The following is a 25,840-nucleotide window of genomic DNA, read 5'->3' on the forward strand; positions in this document are numbered from 1 at the left end:
GATTGGGGAGACGCGGCGCTACTGGCGAGAGAAACTTTGTTGGCATCTCTAGTAGTTTTGGGGCTGTTAATTAATATTGATCGCACCCAGAGTTTAGCTCGTCAGCAGGGTTTTGACATCACTGTTAGTGGTTGGCCGTATGGCTAATTGAGAATGGTGCAAGATCTCAGTTTCAACCGACTTTCGCTATGAGCCAGGGGTTGAGACCCCTGGCGGATTGCCGGGAGTGCTAACAACTATTCAAGATGAAAAATATCATAATAAATGCCAACTATCAACACATTTAATTTAAAAAAAATACTTATTTTAATTTGCACTTTCCTCGCAATTTTCGCAATCATCTTATCTATTTACTCTCACAATGCTAACGCTCAAGAGCCTTACAATCCATCTCCAGAAAGCACTGTAGCGTCCAAAGGGTTGGTTGAGGTCAAAATGACATTAATTGCCGTCGATCCCATTAAAAACGAACTAGAAGCCCGCTTGCAGTTTGAACTCAAAGGTATCTATAAAAAAGGGCCAACTTACCCGGCTCAAGACTTGTTAATGACAGTTAACGGCGCAAATGTACAGGATTCGGAAATTACCTTTAAAGAAGGCAAACCGATGATTGTCCCTGCATTGAAGTTTAACTTAGTCAAAGGAAAAATTAACAATTACCCGTTTGATAGGCACATTGCTAAAGTAGCTATTTCCATTGACCCGCTGCCTTCGATCGGTAAAAAGTTTGCTCCATTTGAACTGAATCCCGTGCCGCTGGAATTTAAGTTTAATGCCGACGTTCCAGGTTTCGACATCAGTTATAAGCCGATGGAGGAGAATTCATCTATCTTTATTTATATTGATGTTTCTGCAACTCGATCGCTCCCGGTCAAATTCTTTGCCTTAGTGATTATTGTGATCATGTGGGTGTTGTCAATAATGGCATTTTTGCTAGCATTGAAAGTGATGAAATCAGGCAAGTTGCCGGAAGTGGGAATGCTGAGTTGGACTGCTGTCATGCTGTTTGCTTTTCCCGCGATTCGCAATGCTCAGCCGGGGGTGCCTCCGGTGGGAACTGCAAGCGATTTCCTTTCTTTTTTTTGGACGGAAATTATTGTTGTGGTGGCGTTGGTGATTATCGGTAGTTGTTGGTTGAAGCGGTATCATCCGCCAATTGAATGATTTGAGATTTGAGATTTGAAAGATTAAGTCCAGAGAGAAATCAGCGGGATTTTACCCTGGAGACTTTCAATTAACAGTCAACAGTCAACAGCCAACCGTCAACAATCAACTAAATTCAAAGATTCACTTTTTGACTTCTAAATTCTCAATATCATTTGAGGGTACTCCCAAACCTCGCAAAATAGTAAAAGCCATAATTTGATACCCCGACGGATTCGGGTGAACTCCATCTGCAGCCAACAAATTCAGAGTCTTGCCCGCGTGCTTTTGATACGTGCCAATAACTTCCCGAAAAGGCGTATTCAAATCAATAAACAAGCACTGATTCTCTAACGCAATTTCTCGCATCGCGGCAACATACTGTTGCAACCTGCGATTTTCTGGGCCGTCGATACTTTCCCCTATCAGAGTAGGAGAAAGCAGTACAACTCGAATTCCTGCGGCTTTGGCGGCCAACACCATTTGAGTTATTTTCTCCCGATATTCTGCCACTTGCACTCCCGCGGACCAGTTGCCTTCCGGATAAAACTGATTGTTTGGGAAGTCGAAGAAAGCGTTCCAAACGTCGTTGACTCCGACATTAATCATCACTAAACCTGGCTTTTGGTCGATCGCATCTTTCTGGAAGCGCGCTTGCATATCAGTCGATTTGTTACCGCCGATCCCCGCGTTGACGATTTCGATGGTGCGATCGGGATAAAGGGCATTCAGATAGCGTTGCAGCAGCCAAACGTAACCTCCGGGGTATTTACCTGCCTCGGTGATGCTGTCGCCCACTATCACAATTTTGCGCTTGCCGGCGAGCAAGTTCTGGATTTCTGGTGCCGGCGCTGCTTGGGATACGGATTCTTTAAACACTGGAATTAAAGAGTGAGGAAGGTTGAAGGCGATAATAGCAGCAATTACGGCGATGGCAAGTCTAATTAAAACTTGCCTCAGCCGGGGTTTGGGACGGGGCGATTTTCTTCGGGATAGCTTCGCTTGACGCACATTGAGAGACATAAGGAAGAAGGAAGAATGAAAAAGAGCCTATTTGATGCGTGTCCTCACCTTAATCCTAGATTTTAGCCTGAGTCTTCTGAGAGTGAGCCATCAATTCCATTATAGTTGCAAACAATCCTGGACTTCGGCGTGAGACATTTGGCCAGATGAGTCGAGTTGCGATCGGTCGAACGCTGAGAAATGACGCTTATTGCAGGTTTGAGCGTTTAGTCTCGCAGGTGGCTACATATCCCTGCTAGTTGGTTTAAAATTTTGCACAAAATTCATCCACCGCTGAACCTTAGAACCGGTGATGTCTAAAATCGGAATAGAATAGACATCTGATTCAGGAGGGCCGCCCTCGGTATCTTTGGCAATGCTTGTGCGTTCTGGCTTACCTAAGCCGTAAGTTGAAGCCGTTTCGCTAGCTAAACTACAGGGAATTCTAAAGTTTCCCATGCGAATACTTCCATTACCTGCTGAATAAACCCATTCATAACCGGGAACGCCTCTAAACTGCTGGCACAAAAAATGGGAAGTTTCAAACATTTTGGCAAGATGAACATCGTAGAGACCAAGCTTGCCACCGTAAGCCGGTTGAGTTGTATCTCGATTCGGTGCAGTAAGTCGCATGAGGACAAAGCCTCCCCTAGCTTCTGTCCCACCATACCGAATGCTCAGCGGAACCTGGGTGCTATTTTGAGCCAGGATGATGTTAACCTTTTGAGTAAATTTAGCGCTGTCAGCCTCAGCACTAAGTTCGCTACCTAAGTAAGTAGAAGCAGAAAAAGCTAGGTTTGCAGGCAGTAATATAATCGCACAGGTCATTAGTTTTGCCAAATTGTGACGCTCTGCTTTTTTGCCGATCGCGTATGTTTTATTTAGCACAGTGCGATCGGAGGTGATTGGCGTGCGATCGAGTTGGGGTGGTGGGAGTGGTGGTTTATACATAGGTTTTACGAGCAAGGAGGAGATGTGCTGATTTGCGGGTAAATTAAGGGTTAACAGAACTTGAGAGTATTACTTATGAGAAAATGCCGGCTAGTAGCCTTGATGGTCAATTTAATAATTTTTGGTTCCTGTTTACCAATTATTGCACAACAATCTAAACGATACCCAACTGAGAATGAATTGCAGCAATTAATGAATCGGTTTCGCAATTTTGTGGCTTCGCCGTCGCCGGGGAATCGTGATTTTTATATTCGAGACCGCCGTAATGAAACGGAGACTCAGGAATTGAAAACGTTTGTTAGAGCTTGGTTGCCAGTTAATCCTGATGTAGCACCTTTTCTCGGTCAATGGACGGCACTAGAAGAAACTCAAAATATTTACCCTTCAACTCTTAAAGGTAAAGTTTGTATTATAGAAACTTTTATTCCCACAGAAAATGACATGGGGATAAGTTTTGCTCAAGGAACTATCTCTGGAAAATCCATCAAAACCACTAATTTCGCGAGTCTCATTCAACAAGGCAACTATTTAGGAGTCGTTTTTATTCAGATTAGAAATAATGAAGCTGGTATGCTCGTATACGCTTGGCCTAAACCGCTAGTCACTCCAGCTAAATTAATGAGTTCCCTTCCCCCAGCGGATAGAAATCGGTTGCTTCAACAATTTAAAGAAGCTGGTTGTAGTGATACTTTACCAAAGAGGTGATGAAATGATTAGAGTTATGAAAAGAAGCTTGCTTATGCTGGCTATCATCTCCTTTATTTCTGTCATAGCTTTGCCTGTTAAGGCTACAGAAACTAGGTGTGGATGGTTGCAAAATCCCACACCTAAAAATTGGTATTTAAAAGACAGAGATGGCACTTGGACTATCTCACAGCAAGGTAAATCTCCACCTAAAGGAATGGATACCATTCCCATCTCTGATGGGAAAGAAGTTGTTTTAACCAATGGCAATCACGGATATAACTGTGCTTGTTTAAATGTTGTTGTAGATAGCAGTCGGATGAGGATTATCACGATTCAAGGCGGTGAAGCATTACCACTCTCGACTTGTCGCGAAGATCCAAATTTACCAAAAGAATGAAATTAAAGCCATGACTATATGACTATGTGCGATCGATCGCTGCATCCTAGGTGCCTATCTACCCCTAGATAATCCAGTTGATAAAGATGTAAAACAGTTGATTGATGATGGAGCAGCAAAGATCAAAATTTAAGTAATTCAAAATCCTGGTGTAATTATGGCAAACTTAATTTCTAATGGAATTGAAATAACAATTGAGAATAAACAAGTTTCTCTTACTAATCTTTACACTGCAATAGGGAAACCTCCTAATAAAGCACCTACTAATTTTAAGACATCTAAGGAAGGAAAACAAAAAATCAATAAATATAGCGATCGTAAATCATTCATAAATCGATCGAGAGTTCGAGCGAGCAGTAGTTTCATGAGAATGTTGGCTCAAAATCACCAAATTTGTGTAGCTTGGGAAAGTCAAAACTTTGCTCCTGTATGGTAAAATTAAAGAACCATTTAACTAAGGAAAAAGAACTCAGACGCTTCCCAAATTTTCTCAACCAAGTCTTGGCATTTAGCCAAATATCTTCTACGGGATTCTGTTCGGGAGCATTGGGAGCAAACAATATACAAGTTAAAGGCCATTCATCCTTCTCTTTACCGAGATTAATTTCTTCTAGATAAGCTTTCATCTCTTTATATCTGTGATAGCTAGCTCCATCCCAAATAATCAAATGTCGCGCTGCCGGATTTAAAGATTGTAAATCCTTGAGGAAAGCGACCGTATTTTCGGAATTTGCACTCGCATATTCTCGCAGAACCAACTGTTTTCTTAAAAGATTTATTGCGCCATAATAAGTTTGTTTTTCTCTTTCATTCACTAGCGGTATTTCTATCCTCTCATTGCGCTTTCCCCAAAGATAACCACAGACATCTCCCCAGAGAAGATGGCACTCATCAATTAAATACACCACCAGCGTTCCCGACTCTATAGCTTCCCGGTGTTCTTCCAGATTTTTACAAATTTCTTCATGCTTTTTTTTGACCAGTTCTTCATCCCGTTTGGGGTTCTTTTTTTGAGACTTTTTCCAGCTAATTCCGGCTGACTTAAAGAGTTGATAGTAGCTGGTTTTAGATTGAAACTCAATCTGATACCGCTCGGCTATATAGTTTCGTAGGGCGGATAAATCCCAGTGGTTTTGATTGGTTAACCATTGGAGAATTTCCTCTCGTTCTTCTGGCTTAAGTTGTCCCTGCGAACCTTGATGTTTTAAGCGCAATCCTTCAATTAAGAGCAACGCATAATTGATTTTCCACTTGCTGATAAAGGGAGATGATACTCCTAAAATAGTTTGAATGGTTTCTCGGCAGATACCTTCCATTAGCATGCGGATAGCTACGGCTCTTTTTAGTTCTCTTGGGTTGGGATTACTGGCAATAAAACTTTCTAGTTCTAATAAAGCTTGGACTTCATGCTCTCTGAATTTTTCGGACGATTTATTGGGTGACATTTCGACTCCTACTTAGATTCACCTACCTCATTATACATAATTGATGGTTTACAAACCATTTGCGATTGCTATATGTAACTCAATACGGAACATGGGTATGGAAAAGTAGAAGAGGTGTAGATACAACAGCAATTGTTGAGTTTGCCTGTGCATATCTTGAATATCTTAGCGATCCAAACGCGGCAATAAAACTTAGGGAAGTTTATAGAACTGGTCAAAACATTGAATATAACACCCAAAATATTACTCAAAACATTGAATATAATACCCAAGATATTACTCAAAACATTGAATATAATACCGAAAACCCAAATCAATTACAGGATGATCCTTCTCAAAAAAATACTTCGTCTGGGTGTGGAGGTATCATACTACTGATAATAATGTTTATTTTATTTGCTTCTTTTAATTCAAATAAAGACGCTTATGAGCAACATCAAGATGACCGCCCACCAGCACAACCATATAATTACCCTCCTCAATAAATTTCGTTTTTGCGATCGCATCTATCCCGCGATCGATCAAAATTAAAAATGTAAAATTAAAATTGTACCGCTCGATAACAGAGCGCAATGGTAAGTGAAGCCGATGCCGCAAGCGCCGCAGCCGTCCGAACATGATTCCAGAACGTCCAGTCGCTCAAGTATCTAGCCCATAGGCTCGCACCCTCAGTGCTGCTTGGATCGACAGTCGCCAGCGCATCATTTAGCGGCACATTGAACGCGATCGTCACTCCTATAGTACCGACAAGATAGAGCAGGCTGCCAAGGAGCAAGTAAGAGGCACCGGGTTGATGCCACTTTAACAGCGACGAGATAGCCAGAAAGATGCAAGCGGCAGCCGTTCCGAATAGCGCCGTCATAAATAAAGGAGCGATCGCCGTTATATTGATGGCTTGCATAGCGGCAATACCCTGTGCTGGTTGGAGTCGGGCAAGGGCTTTCATCACAAACGTCGAGAAGGCGAAGAAGACTCCAGCCATCAGCCCGCTGCCTAGTGCCGAGAAAAGCTTCAATGTGAAAAGCGAGTAGTCAACCATTGTCCTAAAACCTCCTGCGAATTACTGTCCAATGCCTTGTTAGTGCATTGTCTCATTGCATTTTCAACCTTGATATTGAGCCGAGCAACTTGATGTAAAATGGACAGGGTGGAAAGCAGACCGCAAATAAAAGTTAAGTTTTCAACCACTACCATGCTCTGATGACGCGCATTTGCAGACATTATGCAGTTTTTTACTAAAAATCTAACTATTGATGTCTGCAATAATATTATCCATTTTTGGTTTTTTTGTCACTTATTTCAATAACTCAGTCCTGCACTAACAAAAACCTGGTTGGGACGGCAAATCCGAAGTTATAAGCCTTAAGGCAGAAACTTAGTTGTTGACCCCGCCTGCGTAAATTGTACAAGTGAAATTACGGAGGTTTTTGTTCCCCCGATCTGTCGGTGTAATAGCCATCACAAAAAAGTTCGCCAAATGTCACATGACTTCTGCTACTTACAACACAACTTTAGAAGGTCATCGCGGTTTATAATATCTATTAGTTCAGGAAACAAGTTTTCAGGCGAGGTTAAAGCAATGGTAGCAAATTCAAATTTTTTATATCCTCAAAATCGCTATTACGGTGAAGTAAAGCCAGAGAATTTGGTATTTAATGCGAATTTACAAGAGTTTTCTCAGCGAGTGGGTTACATCAGTTCCTTGACATCTAACGGTAAAATCTCTGTGGAACAGGCATTTACTCAAATACAAAAACTTTGGGAAGAAGTGGAAAACTCGAAAAAGCAGTTGGGAATTGGCGAAAATCCATTTTCAGCTTGAATAATTAGCGGTTGGCTTGGAAGTTGAGTTACGCCCCATTGATGCCGATCGATTAATCCACCGCTTAATATGAAAAAGTAGCTAGTGGCGATCGACCTTTTTGCCTATGAGTTCCGACCTAGTTCCTCTCCTTCCCAAAGTATCCCTCGGCCGCCGCGCCGCGGCCCTCTGCATCGACGGAATCGCTGTTTGGCTGCCCAGTTTGCTTCTGGGCACTAATGCGATCGTCCAAACGATATTTTTTGTTTTGCTGTGGCTGATCCTGCGCGTAGCCATCGTCAGGAAAAACCAAGGTCAAAGTATCGGGCGCTGGGCCTTGGACATGAAAATTGCCGATACCAGATTCCACCGGACTCCCGGAGTGCAAGAACTCTGCAAGCGCGAAGCCTTACTGGGCTTTTGCGCCGCCTTAGCCTTCGCAGGTATAGCTGGGATCACATCTACCAACGCCGCCGTCTTGCTGCTGATTCTGCCCCTGGCGATCGACTGTAGCGTTGCCCTCACCTCCACCGAAAGGTTTCCCCAAGCTTTCCACGATCGCATCGGCGGGACGATGATCGTCGGAGCCCGCCGTGGCTACTCCCTAGACATCAAAGTTAGAAGATTGCTTGACCAAGTGCAGAGCAATGTGAGAAGATAATAAATTGTGTTTAAATTAGTCGAAATTTATTTAGAATTATGGCTAAAGGCGTCCGCATCATAATTACTCTAGAGTGTACTGAGTGCCGTACAAACGTAAGCAAACGCTCAAAAGGCGTCTCTCGGTACACCACCACCAAGAACCGTCGCAACACGACGGCGCGGCTGGAACTCAAAAAGTTCTGCCCCCACTGCAACCAGCACACGGCCCACAAAGAGATCAAGTAGTGATTAGTCATTAGTCCTTAGTCATCAGTCATCAGTTGTTGGCAATTGATATTGATCGGCAAAAAGCAGATAACTAACCAATGCTTTCCTGACGGCTAGCAACTAACGGCTAATAACTAAAAACTCACAATCAACAGTCAACAAACAACAGTCAACAAACAACAAACCATGACTTACTTTCGCCGGCGCGTTTCGCCCATCAAACCTGGAGACCCTATCGACTACAAAGATGTCGATTTACTCAAAAAATACGTCACAGAACGCGGTAAAATTTTGCCCCGCCGGATTACCGGTTTGACTGCCAAACAGCAGCGAGACCTGACTAGAAGCATCAAAAGAGCAAGAATTGTAGCTTTGATGCCCTTCGTAAACCAAGAAGGTTAACAGGATTTGGGATTTTGGGTTTTAGATTTTGGACTGGGAATAAGACTTGCGCAAAAAGAACGTCTTTCTGTCATTAATAGTGCAGCAAGAATGCAGCTAAATAATCGCAAAAAAGGGTTAAGAGTAGCCGCAGCGCAAGTCTTAATCACAAGTCAGAAGTTAAAAAAAAGCAAGAAGAAAAAACAACTTTTTAGATTTTAACTTTCACAATTGACCAGAAAAATTGCCAATATCCAAAATCTAAAATCGCAAGCTCGAAACTCGATAAGTGGCTACTGTAAAAATCCAAAATCTCAAATATAAAGCTGGCAAGTGGAGAAGGGAACGTTAGTAGAATTTAGAGTGCACGGCGACCGCCGTCTGGCAGTTGCCGATCGCCCCGACGGCAAGAAAAACTGGGTCGTGGTAGACGAAAACGGTCAACCGCACAGCATACCGCCCAAACAAATCACCTACGAAGTAGTCGGAGAAACTTACAAACCCTCCGATATTCCCAAATTTCTCAAAGAAGTAGAAGCATACTCAGATCCGTCGAGTTTGGAAGTCGCTTGGGAACTTTTAGTCGGCGACGGAGAAACCACAGATCCCGAAGCCCTGGCAATGCTGCTATTTTCGGAACGCAGTCCCGCCCAGTGTTACGCGGCTTACTGTTTGCTATCAACAGACAAACTGTATTTCAAACAAAAGGGCGATCGCTACGAACCGCGACCGGCAGCCCAAGTAGCCGAAATCAAACACCAGCAAGAAGTAGAACAGCAGCGACACCAAGAATCCCAAGGATTTTGGGATCGAGTCAAACAGCGGCTGGCAGGGGAAAATGTAGATTGGGAACACAGCGATCGAACTCGCCTCGACGCCCTAGAACGCTTTGCCCTCCTCGGAGAAGAAGCAACGCACCGCACCCCAGCCTTAGAAACTTTAGCCAGCTTACAACGGTCCGAAAACCCCGAAGCAGCATTTGGTCTCCTAGTCGATCTCGGCCTGTGGAGTACCCACGAAAACCTGTTTTTGCGGCGCAGCCAAATTCCCCTACAATTCTCCGCAAAGGTATTAGAAGTGGCCCAACGCTGCCTAGAAAATCCCCCAACCGACTCCGACACAAATCGTCTCGATTTAACTCACCTCAAGGTTTACACGATCGACGACGAAAGCACCACCGAAATCGACGACGGCCTCAGCTTAGAATTCCTCGAAAACGGCCAGCAGCGGATATGGATACACATCGCCGATCCCACCCGCCTGCTTTCCCCCGGAGACGAACTCGACCTCGAAGCCAGAAAGCGCACCACTACGGTTTACCTGCCCACGGGAATGATCCCCATGTTTCCCCCAGCTTTGGCAACCGGGCCGATGAGTTTAATTCAAGGCAAAGAGTGCAGCGCGCTCAGCTTCAGCGTCACCTTAGACGAAATCGGCGCGGCTCAAGATTACAGCATCCACATCAGCACCATAAAACCCACCTACCGCTTGACCTACGATGACGTAGACGAAATGCTGGAGTTGGGAATCGAAGCAGAACCAGAAATAGCAGCGATCGCCTCTGCGGCCAAACTGCGTCAAAAATGGCGGGAAGCCCAAGGCGCAATCAGCATTTTCATGCCAGAATCCGTCATCAAAGTCAACGGCGACGACATCAAAATCCACGTTATCGACGACTCCACAGCCCGGATGCTAGTAGCCGAAATGATGATTTTAGCCGGCGAACTAGCCGCCCGCTACGGTCAAGCTCACAACCTGCCCATACCCTACCGCTATCAGCCGCAGCCCGAACTTCCTCCCGATGAAGAACTGCTGGCCGTGCCCGCAGGCCCCGCCCGCGCTTGCGCCCTGCGCCGGTGTATGCCCCGCAGCGAAATGGGCCTTACCCCCGGACGCCACGCCGGCTTGGGTTTGGAATTATACACTCAAGTTACTTCCCCGATCCGCCGCTATACCGACTTGCTGACTCACTTCCAAATCAAAGCCCACCTGCGGGGCGAACCACTGCCTTTTTCCGCTGAAGAAATACAGGACATTGTGATGTGTCTCGGCACCGCAGTTAAAGAAGCATCCACTGTCGAACGCCAAACTAACCGCTATTGGGGATTGGAATATTTGCGGCGCAACCCAGACGAAGTTTGGGAAGCTTTAATGCTGCGCTGGTTGAGGGAAGACAGCAATCTGGGATTGATTTTATTGGAAGAGTTGGGTTTAGAATTGGCAATGCGATTTGGTCGATCGGTCGAAATAGGCGATCGGCTAGAAGTCAAAGTCACCCACTGCGATCCGCGATCGGATATCATTAACTTCCAAGAAATGATATTTGAAGCCGCACAATAGGATTTTAGATTTTAGATTTTGGATGGCAAAAATTTGTGTTCAAGGCTGAAACTGAGAATAAATCTCGTTTTTAGTCGAGTTTCTGACCGAAAGCATCCAGGATACAAGCCCCCGGATTCTTCCGTGGAGAGATAAAAAACCTGTATCCGATAAGCAAGCCCTCGAATTTATCCGTGGGATCAATGCTTCAATTCTAAAATATAAAATCTAAAATTGATTGACCCCCTCGCATCCCCCTTGTCAAGGACAGGGGGGTAAAAAATATGATGGTTTCATATCTAGTCCTGTAAAATAATCGTAATTCTTGTCAGGGTTAGTTCACCCCCGATCTGTAATATAAGCCAGAAACCCCGTAAACCCGCCCCGACCAAAATATTGGGGTCGATCGACTCGACATGATATTCAATCCAAGACGGGTCATACTTTTGACGTTAAATTGACACGCTTTGCTATCTCCTCTCTTCTTCCGTGTCCTCTGTGTCCTCTGCGGTTAATAAAAAAACTTCAGCATTCTAAAAATTGGCAGTTTTTACCCCAACCTAGTAATCTAAAATCTAAAATTTAAAATCCCAAAATGCCCAATTCAATTAGCCAAGTTCAGCCGCCGCTGGAATTCATACCCCCAGCCTACAACCCGCTAGTGATGCAAGGTTGTAAGCAAATATTCCCTTGGTGGCTGCGATTTCGGACGAGTATCAGCCACGTTCAAGCCGAAAATGTCGAAACCCTCGCCGAACTCTTCCACCAATTTCAAAATCAGAAAGTTCGCTTCTTGTTAGCCTTCCGCCACCCCAATTCAGACGATCCCTACTGTTTGGGACAACTAATTTGGAAACTCGTTCCCCAGGCAGCGCGCGCCAAAGGCATTCCCCTGCAATTCCCGGTACATTCCCACTTTATCTACGATCGCGGCATTCCCCTGTGGGCCGGTGCAGGAGTCGGCTGGTTGTATTCCCAACTCGGTGGCACTCCGATTGTTCGCGGGAAGATCGATCGCGTCGGATTGCGATCGGCCCGCAATTTATTTGCCAACAGCCAATTCCCGATCGCCGCCGCCCCAGAAGGCGCTACCAACGGTCACAATGAAATAGTTAGTCCCCTTGAACCGGGAATTGCTCAAATGGGCTTCTGGTGCGTTGAAGATTTGCTGAAAGCCGGACGCACTGAAAAAGTTTTAATTGTGCCGATCGGCATTCAATACCGCTATGTCAACCCACCTTGGCAACCCCTAGAAAAACTTTTAACTCAATTAGAAATTGATTGCGGACTGCCACCCTTAGAACGCACCGATCTCGCTAATTTAGAGACCGCAAATCCCGATTCCGAAAACCACAATCATAAATTCCAATATCTGCGCCTGATTCGACTGGGCAGCCATTTACTAGCAGTAATGGAAGAGTTTTACAGCCGTTTTTATCATAAAAATTTACAGCCTGAAACATCTATTTTAACATCATTATCGCTACCAGAAAAAACGGGAAATGATTCGGGAAATGAAGTAATGATGGCTCGACTGAAAGCCCTGTTAGACGTGGGTTTGCAAGTAGCAGAAGAATATTTTAACTTAAAGCCCAAAGGCAGTTTAATAGACCGCTGCCGCCGTGTGGAACAAGCAGGCTGGGATTATATTTACCGAGAAGATATCAAAGATATTGCAGCACTTTCTCCCTTAGAAAGAGGATTAGCCGATCGCCTCGCTGAAGAAGCAAGCCTTCGGATGTGGCACATGAGACTTGTAGAAAGTTTCGTGTCCGTCACGGGCAGGTACGTCGCAGAACAACTGACAGCAGAACGTTTGGCAGAAACAACTTTACTGCTGTGGGACGTACTGGCTCGCATCAAAGGGGGAAATCCTTTCGGCAGACCGAAGTTGGGCAAACAGCAGGTACAAATGACCGTGGGCGAACCTATATCAGTGAGCGATCGTTGGGATCGATATCAAACCAGCCGCAGGTTAGCAGTTGCCGAACTCACTCAAGACTTGCAATCAGCTTTAGAAGCAATGATTAAATCTTAATTACTCAAATAAGGAAGAGCTTCTAGGGAAGAAGGAATATATATTTTTCTTCACTAAGTTTTTTTGTGGTGAATTATAAACAGATTGTTATAGACTTTTGGAATAGGTCTAATGAACCGCAAACCCTCGCTCGACAATGAACCAATAAAAATTAGCGATGACTAACAAACCTATCAATTTGTCTACTAACTCAATTAAAGTAAAACTGCTGAATAATTTAGCGCAGGAATTGCTCACACCGCTCACTTCTGTCCTCGGCATGGCAAGCGTGTTGAAACAAGAAATTTATGGCCCCTTAACGAGCAAGCAAAAAGAATATATTGACGTGATCCAAGACAGCAGCCGCTCTTTGCGATCGCTAGTTGAAGAAATTTTGGAACTGGCAGAACTAGACGATTCCGCTTTCACCTTGAAGCGAACCGCAGTCGATATAGAAACTTTGTGCCAACAGGTTGTGACAATCCTGTCGTCGGTGGCAAGTAGACGAGAGCAAGAAATTAATTTGTCGATGGGGCCCGGGTCGCGCATCTGGTTGGTGGATAAAGATAAGGTTCAGCAAATGCTGCACCACTTAATTTTTAGCATTATTCAATCTGCTGGCGCAGGCAGCGTGATTCGAGTCCACGTTTCTCGGAAAGAAGACGGTATCAACATTGGAGTTTGGGTTTTTCATCCTTGGTTAGGGGAAAGTTTGCCCCATGCTAAACTCTACACCGACTACTTGTTGAAGGCCGGATCTCTTAGCGGTTCGCCATTGCACTCGGAAACCGACTCCCTCGGACTCGAAGCGCCACTCCCGACACAGGGTTCGCAGCGATTAACGCTGGCGTTTTCTGAGTTGGCGGATTTGGTGGCCCAGAATGCCGAGGATACCGCACCGGTGTTAGCTGGTTATGGAGCCAGGGAACGCTTGGGGCTGCTGCTTTGCTGCCAGTTGGTGGAAATTCAAGGCGGTGAACTCTCAATTCAAGGCACCCCGGAATCTGGATATCGCTACGTGCTCTGGCTGCCCTGCACAAATGCTACGGAATTGTTGGAAGGTTAAAGAAGGAAGAAGGAAGTTCGGCAACGGATTTTCTAACGGATGTAACGGATGTAACGGATGGAAAGAAGAAGGAAGAAGAAACAAGTCATTTGTTAATTAATACTGAGATGTTGCACCATTCTCAATAAGGCTTTTATGCGCGGCATCGCGTTCCCCCCACAAGAAATTTATTCTTTGGGGAGCCGACCAGAAAAGCCTTAAGGAAGAATGGCGCAAGATAGGAGTTACTACCAATTGTCCATGCTTTTAGACTCAATTCCCAATTCCCAATTCCCAATTACCAATAATTAATCTAAAAATGAATTCAGTTTGGCAACAGTTAACTCTGGCAAATTTGCCGCTCTCTCAGTGGCAAAGTAGAAGTTATTTATTCAATTTGGCGATCGGCTCTTTACGCAGTTGGCGGCAGAGTAGCTGGCTGATGCAGTGGGCCGAACCCTTGGGTTTTGTTTTGCTGGCCTTGACTTTCGGTTTGGCGCCGTTTGTAAACAATGCCTTGGTGGGGGTGTTGATGGCGGCTAGCGCTGCGTTTTGGGTGCTGCTGACTGTTTCGGACGATCGCGAGATCCCCTTCACGCCGATTCATTTGCTGGTTCTGCTGTACTGGGGCATAGCCACTGTCGCAACGGCGATGTCGCCGGTGAAAGTCGCCGCTGCTACTGGTTGGAGCAAGCTAACGCTGTATTTGCTGTTTTTTGCGCTGATGGCTCGGATATTGCGATCGCCCCGTTGGCGATCGTGGTTAATTGCCGTATTTTTGAACGTCTCTTTAATTGTCAGTTTCTACGGCGTGCGGCAGTGGATTGATAAAGTGCCACCATTAGCTACTTGGAACGATCCGACTTCTACTCAAGCCAATGTCACGCGAGTTTACAGCTTTTTGGGCAATCCAAACTTGCTGGGTTCTTATTTGCTGCCTGCTATTGCATTGAGCGCCGCCGCACTTTTTGTGTGGAAAGGATGGGGAACAAAAGTTTTAGCGCTGACGATGCTGGTGGTGAATTGCGCGTGTTTGCGCTACACGGACAGCCGGGGTGCTTGGATCGGTTTTGTGGCTCTACTGGTGGTATTTTTAGTGCTGCTGTGGTACTGGTACAGCCCTTTGATGCCTCGGTTCTGGCGAAATTGGGCGCTGCCGTTAGGGTTAGGAGGTTTGGCGGGAGCCTTAATTTTGGGAGTGGCTTTAGTGGAGCCTCTGCGCGATCGAGTTTCGAGTATGTTTATCGGCCGAGGTGACAGCAGTAACAATTTTCGGATTAATGTTTGGACGGCGGTGGTTGACATGATTCGCGATCGACCCATTCTCGGAATTGGGCCGGGAAACACTGCTTTTAATAAAGTTTATCCGCTTTATATGAGGCCCAAATTCACTGCTTTGAGCGCTTATTCCGTGCTGCTGGAAATTGCGGTGGAAACCGGTTTTATCGGTTTAATGTGTTTCCTTTGGCTGATGACTGTCACCGTCAATCAAGGTTTGTTGCAGATCAAACATCTGCGGGATTCACAATTTAAAATCTCTAGTTTAGAGAAAGAAGCTCAAATCCAAAATCTCAAATCGAATCAGGGGTTTTGGTTGATTGGGGCGATCGCAACTTTAGCCGGCATGATGGCCCACGGTTTTGTCGATACAGTTTGGTACCGGCCGGAAGTTAATATGCTTTGGTGGTTGATGGTGGCGATTATTGCTAGTTTTTACAGCAACTCGCATCAGCAGCACCAAGATTCAGCTTTGACGGAGGCCGAGTAGATAAAATTGCTGGCGGGGCTTTCTCCCCGCCCAGTGCGGATTCCAGCAATAGCCGACACAGCAATGATTAAGAGTTATATCAGTGCAAAAAAAAGAATGCAGCTTTATGCAAGCTGCAAACCATTATAGCCATAAGTTATTTCCAATTCTTCAATTCTTAATCTCGCATCTCAAATGCTATAAGGTGCGGAGGGCGCACCCTGCATACTACTAATACATACTACATACCTGTTGTTGTAAAGTGGTGATGGTACACTCTACAAAATTTATTGAAAATAACTCTTATTCTTCGCTCTCCGAAGGCATGATGAATCTGGGACACGGATATTTTCCACCATCTCTATCTCTGCACCGCCACCTCCTCGCTTGATTGGAGTCGAACGGCGTTTCGACTGATTCATTAACGGTAATTTTAACAGTCGAAGGAGTTGGCAGTGCTGTTGAGGCTTGACTTAGCTCCAGTACCGTTATAATTGCCAGTATGGTTGATGAAAACAAAACTGTGCGTTTCATTTATTTGTTTTTTCCTCGTTTAATCGTTGACGTGCCATCCCTATCCATATATCCTCATCGAATTCTTGAGAATCCGCATACTTTAGACAAATTTTCCACTGCGGTAGCGCTTCCTTCGTATTTTTCATTTTTTCTAGGACTTGCGCTTTTAAGCAGTAAGTTGCGGGTCCTTCACTATCAAGTTTAATCGCTTCATTCAGATGTTGCAATGCCTCTGAATATCGACCCTGTTCCAGGCGAGCCCATCCCAAGTTTTTGAGTAAAGAATATTTTACTTGATCGTCCTCAGCTAATTTCAAACCTTGCCACAGGAAGTGAACCGCAGCCGGATAGTTTTTTTGATCGACTATATATAATCGAGCCAGATTGCTGTAAGCAGCAGGCAGACCGAGTTTTGCAGCTTGCAGATATTTTCCTCTGGCGCACTGTAAATCTTGTACTTCTTCGCAAAGCCATCCTAAATTGTAAAGAGCTGTTCGGCTTTTTGGATCTACCCAGAGGGCTAACTCATATGCTTTTTGAGTATCCGCTAATCGATTGGCTTTGTAGTTTTCAAACGCAATATTATTAAACAAAGATGCCAGTTCCGGCAAAGCAATTTTCCAGCCGCTAAAGCCTACTGCTAGCATCAGCAATAAGGCTCCCCACCTGGAGTTGTGATGCTTTTTTGCTGGCTCTTTCATGGCATTGAAAATGTTAGCTAATGGTGTGATTTTTAGCATTTTTTAACTTGAGATTTGGGCGATATTTAGCTTGCCATATTTAATTGCCACCCTAATGGCGTCATAATCTTACGAAATGGCTCAGGTTTGAGCCGATTTCTCATAAGGGTTTGTCAGTCGACAGCCGAATGGTTGGGTAAAGCCCCACTACACAGATGTATTCGAGCATAGGTTAATCATTCATGGGGCTCCACAAGCCATCCGGATATTTTCAAAAAAAAAGAACCGGGAAGCCGGAACCCGGAAGAAGGCACGACTGTTGGCGATCGATAAGTAATAATACTTACTTGTTACGCGAGGATCGTCCATATGCGACTGTATTAGGAGATAAGATGGCTCGCCTGAGTTTTAGGCGATTATAAAAATAAAACTTCTGGTGGTAGGAGTCCGAAAGCGTGGGTGAGGGAGGCGCTCACACTACCGTTTCCAGCACAACCCCAAGAGAGCCGATGGGATGGACTCCGGTGAAATAACTCTAATTAAGTTTGTAGTGACGATGGAAGCCCTCAAAATCCTGAAGGGCAGATATTGAGAAATATTATGATAAGTAATTAACCAAACGCGAGCTAAAATAATCCATCCCTAGGGACAATCACTAATCACTAATTACTAATTACTCCTGACTAATAAACATCTTCCGAAATTCAATTTCACCCTTTGAGTAGCAAAGGTTTCAGTTTCTTTTTCGGAGATGTCTAATGACGGATGACTAAAATTGCTTCATAGCTCTTTCCATATCTCGCTTGTCTTCGCGTTTCTTCAAATCTTCGCGCTTGTCGTACAGTTTTTTGCCTTTACCCAAACCGATATCGAGTTTTACCCAGCCGCCTTTCAAATACATTTTTAACGGCACTAAAGTCAAACCTTTTTCTTCGACTTTGCCGATTAATTTGCGAATTTCCTGCTTGTGCATCAGCAATTTACGGGTGCGGCGGGGCTCGTGATTAAAATAGTTGCTAGCACTTCTCCAAGGCGAAATGTGAACGTTGATCAGCCACAGTTCGCCGTTCCGAACTAAGCCATATCCGTCCCGTAAATTGGCTTTTCCTTCCCGAATTGATTTGACTTCGGTTCCCTTCAACTCTATGCCCACTTGGTATGTCTCTATAATTTCATAGAGGTGGCGCGCTTGTCGGTTATCGCTAACAATTTTGTATCCTGGGCTTTTTTCGCTCATTTTTACCTCCGCTAAAATTAATTATTATAACGCTAGCTTCTCTGTAGAGAAAATCGAAGCTTGACAAAACTTAAATAACCGGTCTAGACATTACTAATTTTGCTGAGCTAAGATGTCACCAACCTGAATGTCAAGCGGTATCATGCAGCGCACCAATATTCCCAATTCTGACCTTCCAGATGCTGTCAGTCCCAATTCTGGGGTTAATTTGGTTTGGCTGGCTCCTTGTTTGTTAGCCCTTGCTTGGTTTTGGGCCAATATCTCGGCAGTTAAGTGGCTGTTATCCTCGTTTGTTGAGATACCCACACTGTACAAGATAGTAATTGGTTTTTTGATTGTAGCATTAGTAGTGCGATCGAGCGGGAACTCCGTTAGCGCAGCCCTCGAAGAGGATCGCCCGCCAGGATTTTCACCCAATTTCGTTTTGAGGCGATATCCGCTGCTGTTGATGTTGGGTGCGGGTATTTGCTCGATCGCCCTTCAGTATATAATTGATATCAAACAAGTTAATGTCCTGCTATTTATCCTCGGAACTTACGGGCTGTGCGGCTTATTGGTGGAGCAGAACTTTTGGCAAAAAAACTTGCCAGTTGCGGGCTTGCTGGCTTGTATTTTACCATTCAACAGTCAGTTGAATAGCGGATTAGGTTTGCCGGCGCGAGTGCTGACTGCTCAGGTAGTAGAACAGTTGCTCTCAATGCTGCACATTGGAGCTATTTCTTCTTATGATATTATCGTTTTGGAAAACGGCATAGCTCACGTTGACGTGCCTTGTAGTGGCATTAAAACCCTATTAGTCGGAACGCTATTTTTGCTAGCTGCTACCTGGCTGGAAGGCCGTAAATTGAGTTTAAGATGGGTAGCAGTCGGCGCTGCTAATCTCTTAATGTTGGTGTGTGCTAACGCTGCGCGGGTTGCCGTGTTAGTCCTGGTTTCAGAAGTGTTTAAACAGCCCAACCTAGCACAAATTATGCACGTTCCTCTGGGGATAGTCGGTTTAGTCTGTGCTTGTTTTGTGACCGGGTTAATGCTGCAACGAGTACCGAAATTTCAGCCAAAAAAAACCAGCGGTATTTCTGCAAAACCAAACTCAGGAATACTCCCAAATCACCCTTTAGCAAAACCCGGAATAATTGCAGCAGTGACAGTTTTGGCAGTCATGGCTCAACTGTCTCATGTAGAAACGTCAAAAATGGCGATCGCACCTTTAACATTACCTGAATACATTAAATCAGAGTCGATTTCCCTCAATCCTAGCGAACAAAAATTCTTTGGCAACTATCCAGACACGCAAACACAAAAAATCCGATTTATCGCCGGCAACTTGCGCGGTTCCATGCTCACAGTAGCGAGCACATCCTGGCAAACTTATCACGCCCCGGAGTTGTGTTTTGTAGCGAGCGGAATTCCCGTCAATCGCATAGAAAAAAAACAACTAACTCCTTCAGTAACAGGGCGCTGGCTGTCTCTCAAAAACTACCAATTATCAGCAGCATACTGGCTGCAATCTGCACAGCTAACTACCGATAACTTCATCTCTCGTATCGGCAGTGATATCACTCACAAAAATCACAATTGGGTGCTAGTTTCCATTTTATTTGACAGTTCGCTACCAGCAGAAAATTATGAAGTAAAAGAGTTGGTGAGTGATGTATACACTACCGTTAAACAAAGCTTGTCAGGACAAATAAATGAAAATCAAACAGGTATTTGATGGAATTTTTCAAGCAATTTTTTGGATCTGGAACTTGACCTTTTTGTCGATTGTTTACTTGGGAATTTTGCCTATTATAGGAGGGCCATTAATTAAGGCCACAATCGATGGCACCATCCCGCTAGAGTTTTCTTTGACGATGGCAGCTACGATCGCAGTACCCACCGTATGTACAGTAATAGGAGCGAGGCGTTTTAGCAAGCAACCCCTACAGCTAATGCGTTGGTTTTACGGCGTAGAAGCACCGTTATTTTTACTTTGTTTGCTCCGCTTGTTCCTGCTACGAGAACTCACTCCAGCTAGTTCTCAGATTATCGCTACTATTGCTTTGTGCATAGCAGCATTTTCAGTGGAAATGCTGTACGGATATCTGGGTAAAAGAGAAAATGTTCAAAATATTTTCGATTCCCAGAATTCCCATAATAAACAGCCTCGTATTTTCAGATTAATCGGAGAAAAGCGAAGTGCGTGGCTGCAATTAGGATGTCACAGTTTAATGGTAGTAGTTGGCACTTGGGCGGCAACATTGCTGCTTTATTACGCTGTACCTGTGGCATTGTATACACTTTATGGACTCTTATTTGTCGTCATTCAATTTTTTAAGTTTACATGGGTTTCACAATTTCTGGAAATGTTTAAATACGGGGCGTGGGCCTCGGCTTTAATTTGGATACCGCTATCGTTTATATTGTTTGGTTTAACCTGTAGCTTATTCGTTGTCATGCCTTCGCTATACGGCTTTCTCTACATTCATTCCGGGCGGAAAATATGGCAGAGTTTTGCTGCACAATACGGGAAAAATAAAGCGCTAATCGGAAGTTTGGGAGTCATAGCAGCTTGGCTGGCTATTTTCTCCGCTTTGCAGCAGCAGCCACAAGTTGCAGCACTGAAAATGCTAGCGAATCACCCCGCAAACGACAGCAGCCGCCAAACTTTATTAGCCAAGTCTGATATGATTCGAGCGGGCTTAGTTAACGCTTATTTGTCCCCTTACCGCTACCTGAGCACTGTAGGAGAAAACAACCACATTTATGAGATATACAAAAATAGTTGGATTTTCCCTGACGGCGCGGCTCAAACTTTGCAGAACAGCTATAATTTTTTAATGTCGCCGTTTTTGTATCAAGGCTTTAGTGCTGATGTGGAAAAAGCCGAAAAACTCTACGGCGAATTCTTCGATACGGAACTGCAAAAAGGCGACACAGAAGCAGTAAAACACGCGGTACAGTCAACCTCAAACCAGGAAGAAGCTAAAGCGGGTTTGCTGAATGTCAATCAGGAAAAAGTATGGTTGCAATCGCAAGAAGTGACTGTCAAAGAAAACGGCTACTGGGCTGACGTTCAACTCTACGAAGTTTACAAAAATCAAACGCCGAACTTGCAAGAAGTATTCTACTACTTTTCGCTGCCGGAAAGCGCCGCAGTTACAGGAGTTTGGCTGGGCGATACTGGCGATTTAAACAAACGTTTTGCATTTACTGTATCGCCTCGCGGTGCGGCCCAGCAAGTCTACAACCAACAGGTAGTAGAAAGAGTCGATCCGGCTTTGCTAGAACAAATTGGCCCCAAACAATACCGCTTGCGCGCTTTTCCAATCCCGGCCAAACGAGAATTCACCCAAACAGAAGGGCCAACGGAAATGCACCTGTGGCTTACTTACAAAGTCATGCGCCAGCCGCAGGGTTGGGCTATGCCTGTTTTGGCTGAGAAACGCAACATTTTTTGGAACCAAAATACTCGCCGCGCGATCGCCGGAAAAGAGGTCAAATACAGCGGGAAAGAAGCAATAGAAACTTGGCTGCCACCCTTTTTGTCCGCAGCCGCACAGCAACCTCTAACAGCGCAGCAGGCGATTTTACCGGGAGGAAATATCATTTCTGCTAAGCCGTTGGCTGATGCAAATTACTCGTTACCGCAAGGCAAAAAATTTGCAGTGATTCTCGATACTTCTCGCAGCATGGCGGCGGAAAATAAAGAAGTAAAAGAGACTTTTGAATGGTTGAAAGCTAATGCAGAAGGCAAAAATGCTGTTGATTTGTATGTCGCCAGCGCTGCCGGAATGCCACCTAAGTTTGTGGGATATGTACGCAATTTCGATGCGACAAAGCTGACATTTTACGGTAAGATTCAGCTCAAAGATATGCTGCAACAGTTTGCACAGTTGCGGGGCGATAAAAGTTACGATACTGTATTTGTCGTGAGCGATCGCCATAGTTACGAATTGTCGGACGATCGCAAACTTAAACTTTCCATCTCTTCACCCCTATGGACAGTGCATTTGGGAGGTTTGCCCCCCGGTTACGACGACGCAACTTTAAAGGCTATTCAAGATAGCGGCGGCGGAGTTGCTACGGATATGAAAGAGGCGATGCAGCGAGTAGCAACCACAGCAGCTTCGGGCAAATCTACAGTTAGCGTTGTTGACGGCTATGTTTGGAGTTATGCCAAAACCCCGCAGTCGAAAAAAACCGCTAAATCGGCGCCAGTTGCAGAGTTAAAAGATACCGGAAACCAAGGCTTTAAACCGATAGCTGCGCGCCAGTTGATAACTGCACTTAGCAAGCAGAAAAGTTCAAATCAACTGACGCAACTGGATGCGATGCACGCAGTAGCTAAAAATTTCAAAGTGGTGACGCCTTATTCTTCGATGATTGTGTTAGTTAATGACACGCAAAGGGAACAGCTAAAAGCAGCGGAAGCTAAGAGCGATCGATTTGAACGGGAGGTAGAATCGGGTAAGGAGGAGTTAACTAAGCCGAATAATCCTCTGAATGTTTCGGGGGTTCCTGAACCCGAAGAATGGCTGCTGTTGGCGGTTGGTGCGATCGGGCTTTTGGTGATTTTCGTCCGCCAGCGACGCGCGAAAACGGTAGGGTGAAAATAAATCAGGGTTGGCTACGCCCTCGATGGTTCGGCGGTTGAAACCGCTCTTTGTCAAACAAAGTCTGCCTCCACAGACAAAGAGAGTGAGGGGGTATTTAAGCCGGACTTGATATCAAATATTAATCTACAGTCGTCTTGAGACGACTGTAGCTATGAGACAGGGGCTTAAACCCCTGTCGGACTTAACGAATAACGAATAACTAATCTATTTCTACAAAAACTCGATCGCCCTCAATTTTTACCGGATAAGATTCCAGGGCATCGCTGGGTGCATTCAAACATCTACCAGTATCTAATTTGTACTGATACTTATGAAACGGACAGGTAATGATACCGCTGCTTACCTTACCCATGTCGATCGGGTATTCTAAATGAGTGCAAGCATTGCGGTAACAAGTGACATTCAGGCCTTGACGATTCAAAATCACTGAAGTTTCGTCAACTTTTACCTTCAAGACACCCGATTCGGGAACTTGATTCAGCGGTGTTACCTCTACCCACATAAAATATTTTTCCTCACAAAAAACCAGATCGGGACTGACGTAGAACCTAATTATGTAAGGTGCGCTTTGCACACCTTACTGCTATCCGTAGCGTGTCAAGCCACTGTTGCGTAAGTCCAGATTATCTTATTCCAGCTTTTCCCTACGGATGAATCTGACTCAAAATCACCCGCAACCTGTCATAATCATCCTTCAGCAAAACACTCAAACTCCTCCCCGCTTCCACCAACCAAGATCGATCGCGCATCCGCAACTGATAAATCTCCCGAATCGCCGCCGCCGTCAGCGCATCCACCGGCGCATTAGCCACCCCCAGCAGCGTCCTCAAAAAATCCAATTGCACGGTAAAATCAATCACCTCATCGGGTTCGCAGCGATAAACCGCCTGGTGAATTTGTGGCGGGCGCGGCGGCAAATACTGATAAATTTTACCCCTCGATGGGCCGTGACCGTTGAACCTTTCCGGCGCAGCCTCAAACCCCACAATCGCCACTCGAAACTCGGTTTTGAGCATCGCAAAAATCTGCGGTTGTTCTTCCCGCAACTCTTCCAGCGACAAACCCAAAGCGCGAGCTCTGTGCACCGAGTCGATCGGGCTAGTCGTAGCGTAATAAACCACGCCGTAAATTTGATTTTTCGACTCTTCATCCTCCGCCTTCACCCAACTCCCAAAAGGCGGCATCACAGGAAAGCTTAAGTCTTCCGGTTCCAAACATTGAGCCAAAAACTCCGAAGTTGCCGTCTCGATTACCTCAGCAATGCGATCGGGATGGCGCTCTTTTGTAGCAAACTGGGGTAAAGGTAAACGCATAGTTTTAGTTATTAGTTATTAGTTATTAGTTAGTAGTCATTAGCCATTGGTTTTGTGCTGGTTGTCAAGGGTCTTCAGTTAGTAGCCTGGTCTTGGGTACTTTACCAATTACCAATGACTAATTACCCATTACCAATTACCAATGACTAATGACCGCTGACTACTGACTATTTCACGCGACCAGCCGTAGCATCCACAAGTTCCAACTGCGACAGCCGGAACGTAATCAACTTGTCCCAATTCCCGCCTTCAAACAGTACCGCGACCTTTCCGTCGCTAACTCGCTGGACTTGTCCTTGAAAGGCGTAGTAAATTTCACCCTTATCTTTAACTCGAACTGCCGAACCTGGAAAAATCATAATTCTTTGAATGTTAAGTTTGCTGGTTATAGTTTACCTTTTCTCGTTTCTAGTTCCCAAGCAGAGCCTGAGAACTAGGCAAATCTTCGTGTACAGGAAAACGCGAGGCAAAGCCCAGAAACGAGAGTTTGTTAGGCTAAGGCTGCTACGGAAACTTTACCGGCAATGCGGCCCGCGATCGCCCGCAACTCCCTGGCTGAAGCAGAACCCGGTTGCCCCACCACGATCGGCACCCCCGAATCGCCACCTTCCCGCAACGGAATTTCCAGCGGAATGCGGCCTAACAGCGGCACTCCCAACTCAGCAGCAGTCTTTTCCCCGCCACCAGAACCAAAAATATCGTATTGCTTGTCGGGCATATCCGGCGGCACAAAATAGCTCATGTTTTCCACAATTCCCAACACCGACACTCCCAACTGCTGGAACATCTTTAACCCCTTGCGGGAGTCCAACAAAGCCACAGTCTGCGGCGTCGTCACGATCACCACACCAGCCATCGGCACCGCTTGCGCCATCGTCAACTGCGCGTCTCCAGTACCCGGAGGCATATCGACAATCAGATAGTCTAAATCGCCCCAATTTACCTGATAGAGGAACTGTCGAATGATCCCGTTCAACATCGGGCCGCGCCAAATTACGGGCTGGTCTTTGTCAATTAAAAATGCCATCGACACTAATTTGACGCCGTAGTTGAAGGCGGGTTCGAGGCTTTCACCGCTTTTCCCGTCCCTAACCATCACTTTCGCGTCCCCCAGACCCAACATTGTCGGGTCGTTGGGCCCATAGATATCCGCATCCAGCAAACCCACCTTAGCGCCGGTTTGCGCCAGCGCTACTGCCACGTTTACCGCCACCGTGCTTTTGCCGACGCCGCCTTTGCCGCTGGAAATTGCGATAATATTTTTCACTCCTTCAATGCCTTGGCGATCGACCACTCCCTTTTGCTGGGGCGTCTCGGCTGTCACCTCCACCGCCACTTTTTCGACTCCTGGCAACTGTCTGACCGCTTTTTGGCAATCTTCGACAATAAATTCTCGCAGCGGGCAAGCAGGCGTTGTCAGCACTAAAGTAAAACTGACGACACCGCCGTCAATTTTTATGTTACGAATCATGTTCAATTCCACCAAACTCTTTTGCAGTTCGGGGTCTTGCACAGGTCGCAGGATTTCTAAGACTGAACTAACATCGAGTGTATTGGGCATTGTGTTCTCCACCATAGCTCTGCAATTGGGTTTGCGAATTTTCGATCGCAGGTTTGTTAGAGTCGATAGGGGTGTTGCCACTCCTACCTCTCCTTCAAAACGGAACGTGAAACTTTCGCTTCATTCCGCT

The 25,840-nt window shown here is 45.4% G+C and carries 26 protein-coding genes; 15 read left to right on the forward strand and 11 right to left on the reverse strand.

The window, feature by feature from the left end; genetic code table 11:
- Window positions 1-264 precede the first annotated feature (264 nt).
- Window positions 265-1,164 (forward strand): DUF4436 family protein, encoded by a 900-nt coding sequence (locus QUA53_RS25670; RefSeq protein WP_333100524.1) that lies wholly within the window; start codon window positions 265-267, stop codon window positions 1,162-1,164.
- A gap of 123 nt (window positions 1,165-1,287) precedes the next feature.
- Here QUA53_RS25670 and QUA53_RS25675 read toward each other — a convergent pair whose 3' ends face one another.
- Together QUA53_RS25675 and QUA53_RS25680 are read right to left on the reverse strand one after the other, a co-directional pair.
- A complete protein-coding gene (locus QUA53_RS25675; RefSeq protein ID WP_333100523.1) occupies window positions 1,288-2,166 on the reverse strand; it encodes an SGNH/GDSL hydrolase family protein in 879 nt (292 codons plus the stop codon).
- Between the two features lie 222 nt (window positions 2,167-2,388).
- Entirely contained in the window at window positions 2,389-3,096 is a 708-nt protein-coding gene (locus QUA53_RS25680; protein WP_333100522.1) for a hypothetical protein, read from the reverse strand.
- A gap of 192 nt (window positions 3,097-3,288) precedes the next feature.
- On the opposite strand from QUA53_RS25680, the gene QUA53_RS25685 reads away from it, so the two are divergent.
- Window positions 3,289-3,801, forward strand: coding sequence for a hypothetical protein (locus QUA53_RS25685; RefSeq protein WP_333223141.1), 513 nt, complete (start codon window positions 3,289-3,291; stop codon window positions 3,799-3,801).
- Between the two features lie 34 nt (window positions 3,802-3,835).
- Complete coding sequence (locus QUA53_RS25690) at window positions 3,836-4,180, forward strand: DUF4087 domain-containing protein (protein ID WP_333100520.1); 345 nt, start codon at window positions 3,836-3,838, stop codon at window positions 4,178-4,180.
- Window positions 4,181-4,542: 362 nt separating this feature from the next.
- Here QUA53_RS25690 and QUA53_RS25695 read toward each other — a convergent pair whose 3' ends face one another.
- On the reverse strand, window positions 4,543-5,625 hold the full coding sequence (locus tag QUA53_RS25695) for an IS630 family transposase (RefSeq protein ID WP_333100518.1): 1,083 nt from the start codon (window positions 5,623-5,625) through the stop codon (window positions 4,543-4,545).
- A gap of 65 nt (window positions 5,626-5,690) precedes the next feature.
- On the opposite strand from QUA53_RS25695, the gene QUA53_RS25700 reads away from it, so the two are divergent.
- Window positions 5,691-6,110, forward strand: coding sequence for a hypothetical protein (locus QUA53_RS25700; RefSeq protein ID WP_333100517.1), 420 nt, complete (start codon window positions 5,691-5,693; stop codon window positions 6,108-6,110).
- A 56-nt stretch (window positions 6,111-6,166) separates the two neighbouring features.
- Here QUA53_RS25700 and QUA53_RS25705 read toward each other — a convergent pair whose 3' ends face one another.
- Entirely contained in the window at window positions 6,167-6,664 is a 498-nt protein-coding gene (locus QUA53_RS25705) for an anthrone oxygenase family protein (RefSeq protein WP_333100516.1), read from the reverse strand.
- A gap of 540 nt (window positions 6,665-7,204) precedes the next feature.
- Here QUA53_RS25705 and QUA53_RS25710 point away from each other — a divergent pair.
- From QUA53_RS25710 to QUA53_RS25750, 9 genes are all read left to right on the forward strand, one after another.
- A complete protein-coding gene (locus tag QUA53_RS25710; RefSeq protein ID WP_333061297.1) occupies window positions 7,205-7,447 on the forward strand; it encodes a DUF7219 family protein in 243 nt (80 codons plus the stop codon).
- A gap of 106 nt (window positions 7,448-7,553) precedes the next feature.
- A complete protein-coding gene (locus tag QUA53_RS25715; RefSeq protein WP_333100515.1) occupies window positions 7,554-8,087 on the forward strand; it encodes an RDD family protein in 534 nt (177 codons plus the stop codon).
- 38 nt (window positions 8,088-8,125) lie between these two features.
- The gene (gene rpmG, locus QUA53_RS25720) at window positions 8,126-8,314 is read left to right on the forward strand and encodes a 50S ribosomal protein L33 (protein WP_190658616.1); all 189 of its coding nucleotides are present in this window, start codon (window positions 8,126-8,128) and stop codon (window positions 8,312-8,314) included.
- 168 nt (window positions 8,315-8,482) lie between these two features.
- Complete coding sequence (gene rpsR / locus QUA53_RS25725) at window positions 8,483-8,698, forward strand: 30S ribosomal protein S18 (RefSeq protein ID WP_006631377.1); 216 nt, start codon at window positions 8,483-8,485, stop codon at window positions 8,696-8,698.
- Between the two features lie 6 nt (window positions 8,699-8,704).
- Window positions 8,705-8,899, forward strand: coding sequence for a hypothetical protein (locus tag QUA53_RS25730; RefSeq protein ID WP_333100514.1), 195 nt, complete (start codon window positions 8,705-8,707; stop codon window positions 8,897-8,899).
- Between the two features lie 111 nt (window positions 8,900-9,010).
- Window positions 9,011-11,017, forward strand: a complete 2,007-nt coding sequence (locus QUA53_RS25735; protein WP_333100512.1) for a ribonuclease R family protein — start codon at window positions 9,011-9,013, stop codon at window positions 11,015-11,017.
- A gap of 574 nt (window positions 11,018-11,591) precedes the next feature.
- Window positions 11,592-13,034 carry a 1-acyl-sn-glycerol-3-phosphate acyltransferase gene (locus QUA53_RS25740; RefSeq protein ID WP_333100511.1) on the forward strand — a complete coding sequence of 481 codons (1,443 nt, stop codon included), beginning with the start codon at window positions 11,592-11,594 and terminating at the stop codon, window positions 13,032-13,034.
- A 157-nt stretch (window positions 13,035-13,191) separates the two neighbouring features.
- Complete coding sequence (locus QUA53_RS25745) at window positions 13,192-14,079, forward strand: histidine kinase dimerization/phospho-acceptor domain-containing protein (RefSeq protein WP_333100510.1); 888 nt, start codon at window positions 13,192-13,194, stop codon at window positions 14,077-14,079.
- A 298-nt stretch (window positions 14,080-14,377) separates the two neighbouring features.
- Window positions 14,378-15,826: an IctB family putative bicarbonate transporter gene (locus QUA53_RS25750; protein WP_333100509.1), complete on the forward strand. Its 1,449-nt coding sequence runs from the start codon at window positions 14,378-14,380 to the stop codon at window positions 15,824-15,826.
- Window positions 15,827-16,108: 282 nt separating this feature from the next.
- On the opposite strand, the gene QUA53_RS25755 is transcribed toward QUA53_RS25750, so the two are convergent.
- From QUA53_RS25755 to smpB, 3 genes are all read right to left on the reverse strand, one after another.
- The gene (locus QUA53_RS25755; RefSeq protein ID WP_333100508.1) at window positions 16,109-16,339 is read right to left on the reverse strand and encodes an Osc7112_2153 family protein; all 231 of its coding nucleotides are present in this window, start codon (window positions 16,337-16,339) and stop codon (window positions 16,109-16,111) included.
- Entirely contained in the window at window positions 16,336-17,061 is a 726-nt protein-coding gene (locus QUA53_RS25760) for a tetratricopeptide repeat protein (RefSeq protein WP_333219835.1), read from the reverse strand. The genes QUA53_RS25755 and QUA53_RS25760 overlap by 4 nt, the downstream gene beginning before the upstream one ends.
- Window positions 17,062-17,770: 709 nt before the next feature.
- Window positions 17,771-18,238, reverse strand: a complete 468-nt coding sequence (smpB, locus tag QUA53_RS25765; protein WP_006631384.1) for an SsrA-binding protein SmpB — start codon at window positions 18,236-18,238, stop codon at window positions 17,771-17,773.
- 127 nt (window positions 18,239-18,365) lie between these two features.
- On the opposite strand from smpB, the gene xrtO reads away from it, so the two are divergent.
- The gene (xrtO, locus tag QUA53_RS25770; protein ID WP_333100505.1) at window positions 18,366-19,952 is read left to right on the forward strand and encodes an exosortase O; all 1,587 of its coding nucleotides are present in this window, start codon (window positions 18,366-18,368) and stop codon (window positions 19,950-19,952) included.
- On the forward strand, window positions 19,930-22,830 hold the full coding sequence (locus tag QUA53_RS25775; RefSeq protein ID WP_333100503.1) for a TIGR02921 family PEP-CTERM protein: 2,901 nt from the start codon (window positions 19,930-19,932) through the stop codon (window positions 22,828-22,830). The genes xrtO and QUA53_RS25775 overlap by 23 nt, the downstream gene beginning before the upstream one ends.
- 205 nt (window positions 22,831-23,035) lie before the next feature.
- Here QUA53_RS25775 and QUA53_RS25780 read toward each other — a convergent pair whose 3' ends face one another.
- The 4 genes from QUA53_RS25780 to QUA53_RS25795 all read right to left on the reverse strand — a co-directional run bounded on the left by QUA53_RS25780 (window position 23,036) and on the right by QUA53_RS25795 (window position 25,710).
- The gene (locus QUA53_RS25780; RefSeq protein WP_333100501.1) at window positions 23,036-23,338 is read right to left on the reverse strand and encodes a Rieske (2Fe-2S) protein; all 303 of its coding nucleotides are present in this window, start codon (window positions 23,336-23,338) and stop codon (window positions 23,036-23,038) included.
- 142 nt (window positions 23,339-23,480) lie between these two features.
- A complete protein-coding gene (locus tag QUA53_RS25785) occupies window positions 23,481-24,149 on the reverse strand; it encodes an HAS-barrel domain-containing protein (RefSeq protein ID WP_333100500.1) in 669 nt (222 codons plus the stop codon).
- 167 nt (window positions 24,150-24,316) lie between these two features.
- On the reverse strand, window positions 24,317-24,508 hold the full coding sequence (locus QUA53_RS25790; RefSeq protein WP_006631389.1) for an NAD(P)H dehydrogenase subunit NdhS: 192 nt from the start codon (window positions 24,506-24,508) through the stop codon (window positions 24,317-24,319).
- A 131-nt stretch (window positions 24,509-24,639) separates the two neighbouring features.
- Entirely contained in the window at window positions 24,640-25,710 is a 1,071-nt protein-coding gene (locus QUA53_RS25795; protein WP_333100498.1) for an Mrp/NBP35 family ATP-binding protein, read from the reverse strand.
- Window positions 25,711-25,840: the final 130 nt, after the last annotated feature.

The sequence above is a fragment of the Microcoleus sp. Pol12B3 genome (assembly GCF_036701355.1).
Lineage (GTDB): Bacteria > Cyanobacteriota > Cyanobacteriia > Cyanobacteriales > Microcoleaceae > Microcoleus.

Excerpts from the sequence above, each read along its gene's own strand:
- QUA53_RS25670 (WP_333100524.1), top strand. The coding sequence starts at position 265 with ATGCCAACTATCAACACATTTAATTTAAAAAAAATACTTATTTTAATT.
- QUA53_RS25675 (WP_333100523.1), bottom strand. The coding sequence starts at position 2,166 with ATGTCTCTCAATGTGCGTCAAGCGAAGCTATCCCGAAGAAAATCGCCC.
- QUA53_RS25680 (WP_333100522.1), bottom strand. The coding sequence starts at position 3,096 with ATGTATAAACCACCACTCCCACCACCCCAACTCGATCGCACGCCAATC.
- QUA53_RS25685 (WP_333223141.1), top strand. The coding sequence starts at position 3,289 with ATGAATCGGTTTCGCAATTTTGTGGCTTCGCCGTCGCCGGGGAATCGT.
- QUA53_RS25690 (WP_333100520.1), top strand. The coding sequence starts at position 3,836 with ATGCTGGCTATCATCTCCTTTATTTCTGTCATAGCTTTGCCTGTTAAG.
- QUA53_RS25695 (WP_333100518.1), bottom strand. The coding sequence starts at position 5,625 with ATGTCACCCAATAAATCGTCCGAAAAATTCAGAGAGCATGAAGTCCAA.
- QUA53_RS25705 (WP_333100516.1), bottom strand. The coding sequence starts at position 6,664 with ATGGTTGACTACTCGCTTTTCACATTGAAGCTTTTCTCGGCACTAGGC.
- QUA53_RS25710 (WP_333061297.1), top strand. The coding sequence starts at position 7,205 with ATGGTAGCAAATTCAAATTTTTTATATCCTCAAAATCGCTATTACGGT.
- QUA53_RS25715 (WP_333100515.1), top strand. The coding sequence starts at position 7,554 with ATGAGTTCCGACCTAGTTCCTCTCCTTCCCAAAGTATCCCTCGGCCGC.
- rpmG (WP_190658616.1), top strand. The coding sequence starts at position 8,126 with ATGGCTAAAGGCGTCCGCATCATAATTACTCTAGAGTGTACTGAGTGC.
- rpsR (WP_006631377.1), top strand. The coding sequence starts at position 8,483 with ATGACTTACTTTCGCCGGCGCGTTTCGCCCATCAAACCTGGAGACCCT.
- QUA53_RS25740 (WP_333100511.1), top strand. The coding sequence starts at position 11,592 with ATGCCCAATTCAATTAGCCAAGTTCAGCCGCCGCTGGAATTCATACCC.
- QUA53_RS25745 (WP_333100510.1), top strand. The coding sequence starts at position 13,192 with ATGACTAACAAACCTATCAATTTGTCTACTAACTCAATTAAAGTAAAA.
- QUA53_RS25750 (WP_333100509.1), top strand. The coding sequence starts at position 14,378 with ATGAATTCAGTTTGGCAACAGTTAACTCTGGCAAATTTGCCGCTCTCT.
- QUA53_RS25755 (WP_333100508.1), bottom strand. The coding sequence starts at position 16,339 with ATGAAACGCACAGTTTTGTTTTCATCAACCATACTGGCAATTATAACG.
- QUA53_RS25760 (WP_333219835.1), bottom strand. The coding sequence starts at position 17,061 with ATGCTAAAAATCACACCATTAGCTAACATTTTCAATGCCATGAAAGAG.
- smpB (WP_006631384.1), bottom strand. The coding sequence starts at position 18,238 with ATGAGCGAAAAAAGCCCAGGATACAAAATTGTTAGCGATAACCGACAA.
- xrtO (WP_333100505.1), top strand. The coding sequence starts at position 18,366 with ATGTCAAGCGGTATCATGCAGCGCACCAATATTCCCAATTCTGACCTT.
- QUA53_RS25775 (WP_333100503.1), top strand. The coding sequence starts at position 19,930 with ATGAAAATCAAACAGGTATTTGATGGAATTTTTCAAGCAATTTTTTGG.
- QUA53_RS25780 (WP_333100501.1), bottom strand. The coding sequence starts at position 23,338 with ATGTGGGTAGAGGTAACACCGCTGAATCAAGTTCCCGAATCGGGTGTC.
- QUA53_RS25785 (WP_333100500.1), bottom strand. The coding sequence starts at position 24,149 with ATGCGTTTACCTTTACCCCAGTTTGCTACAAAAGAGCGCCATCCCGAT.
- QUA53_RS25790 (WP_006631389.1), bottom strand. The coding sequence starts at position 24,508 with ATGATTTTTCCAGGTTCGGCAGTTCGAGTTAAAGATAAGGGTGAAATT.
- QUA53_RS25795 (WP_333100498.1), bottom strand. The coding sequence starts at position 25,710 with ATGCCCAATACACTCGATGTTAGTTCAGTCTTAGAAATCCTGCGACCT.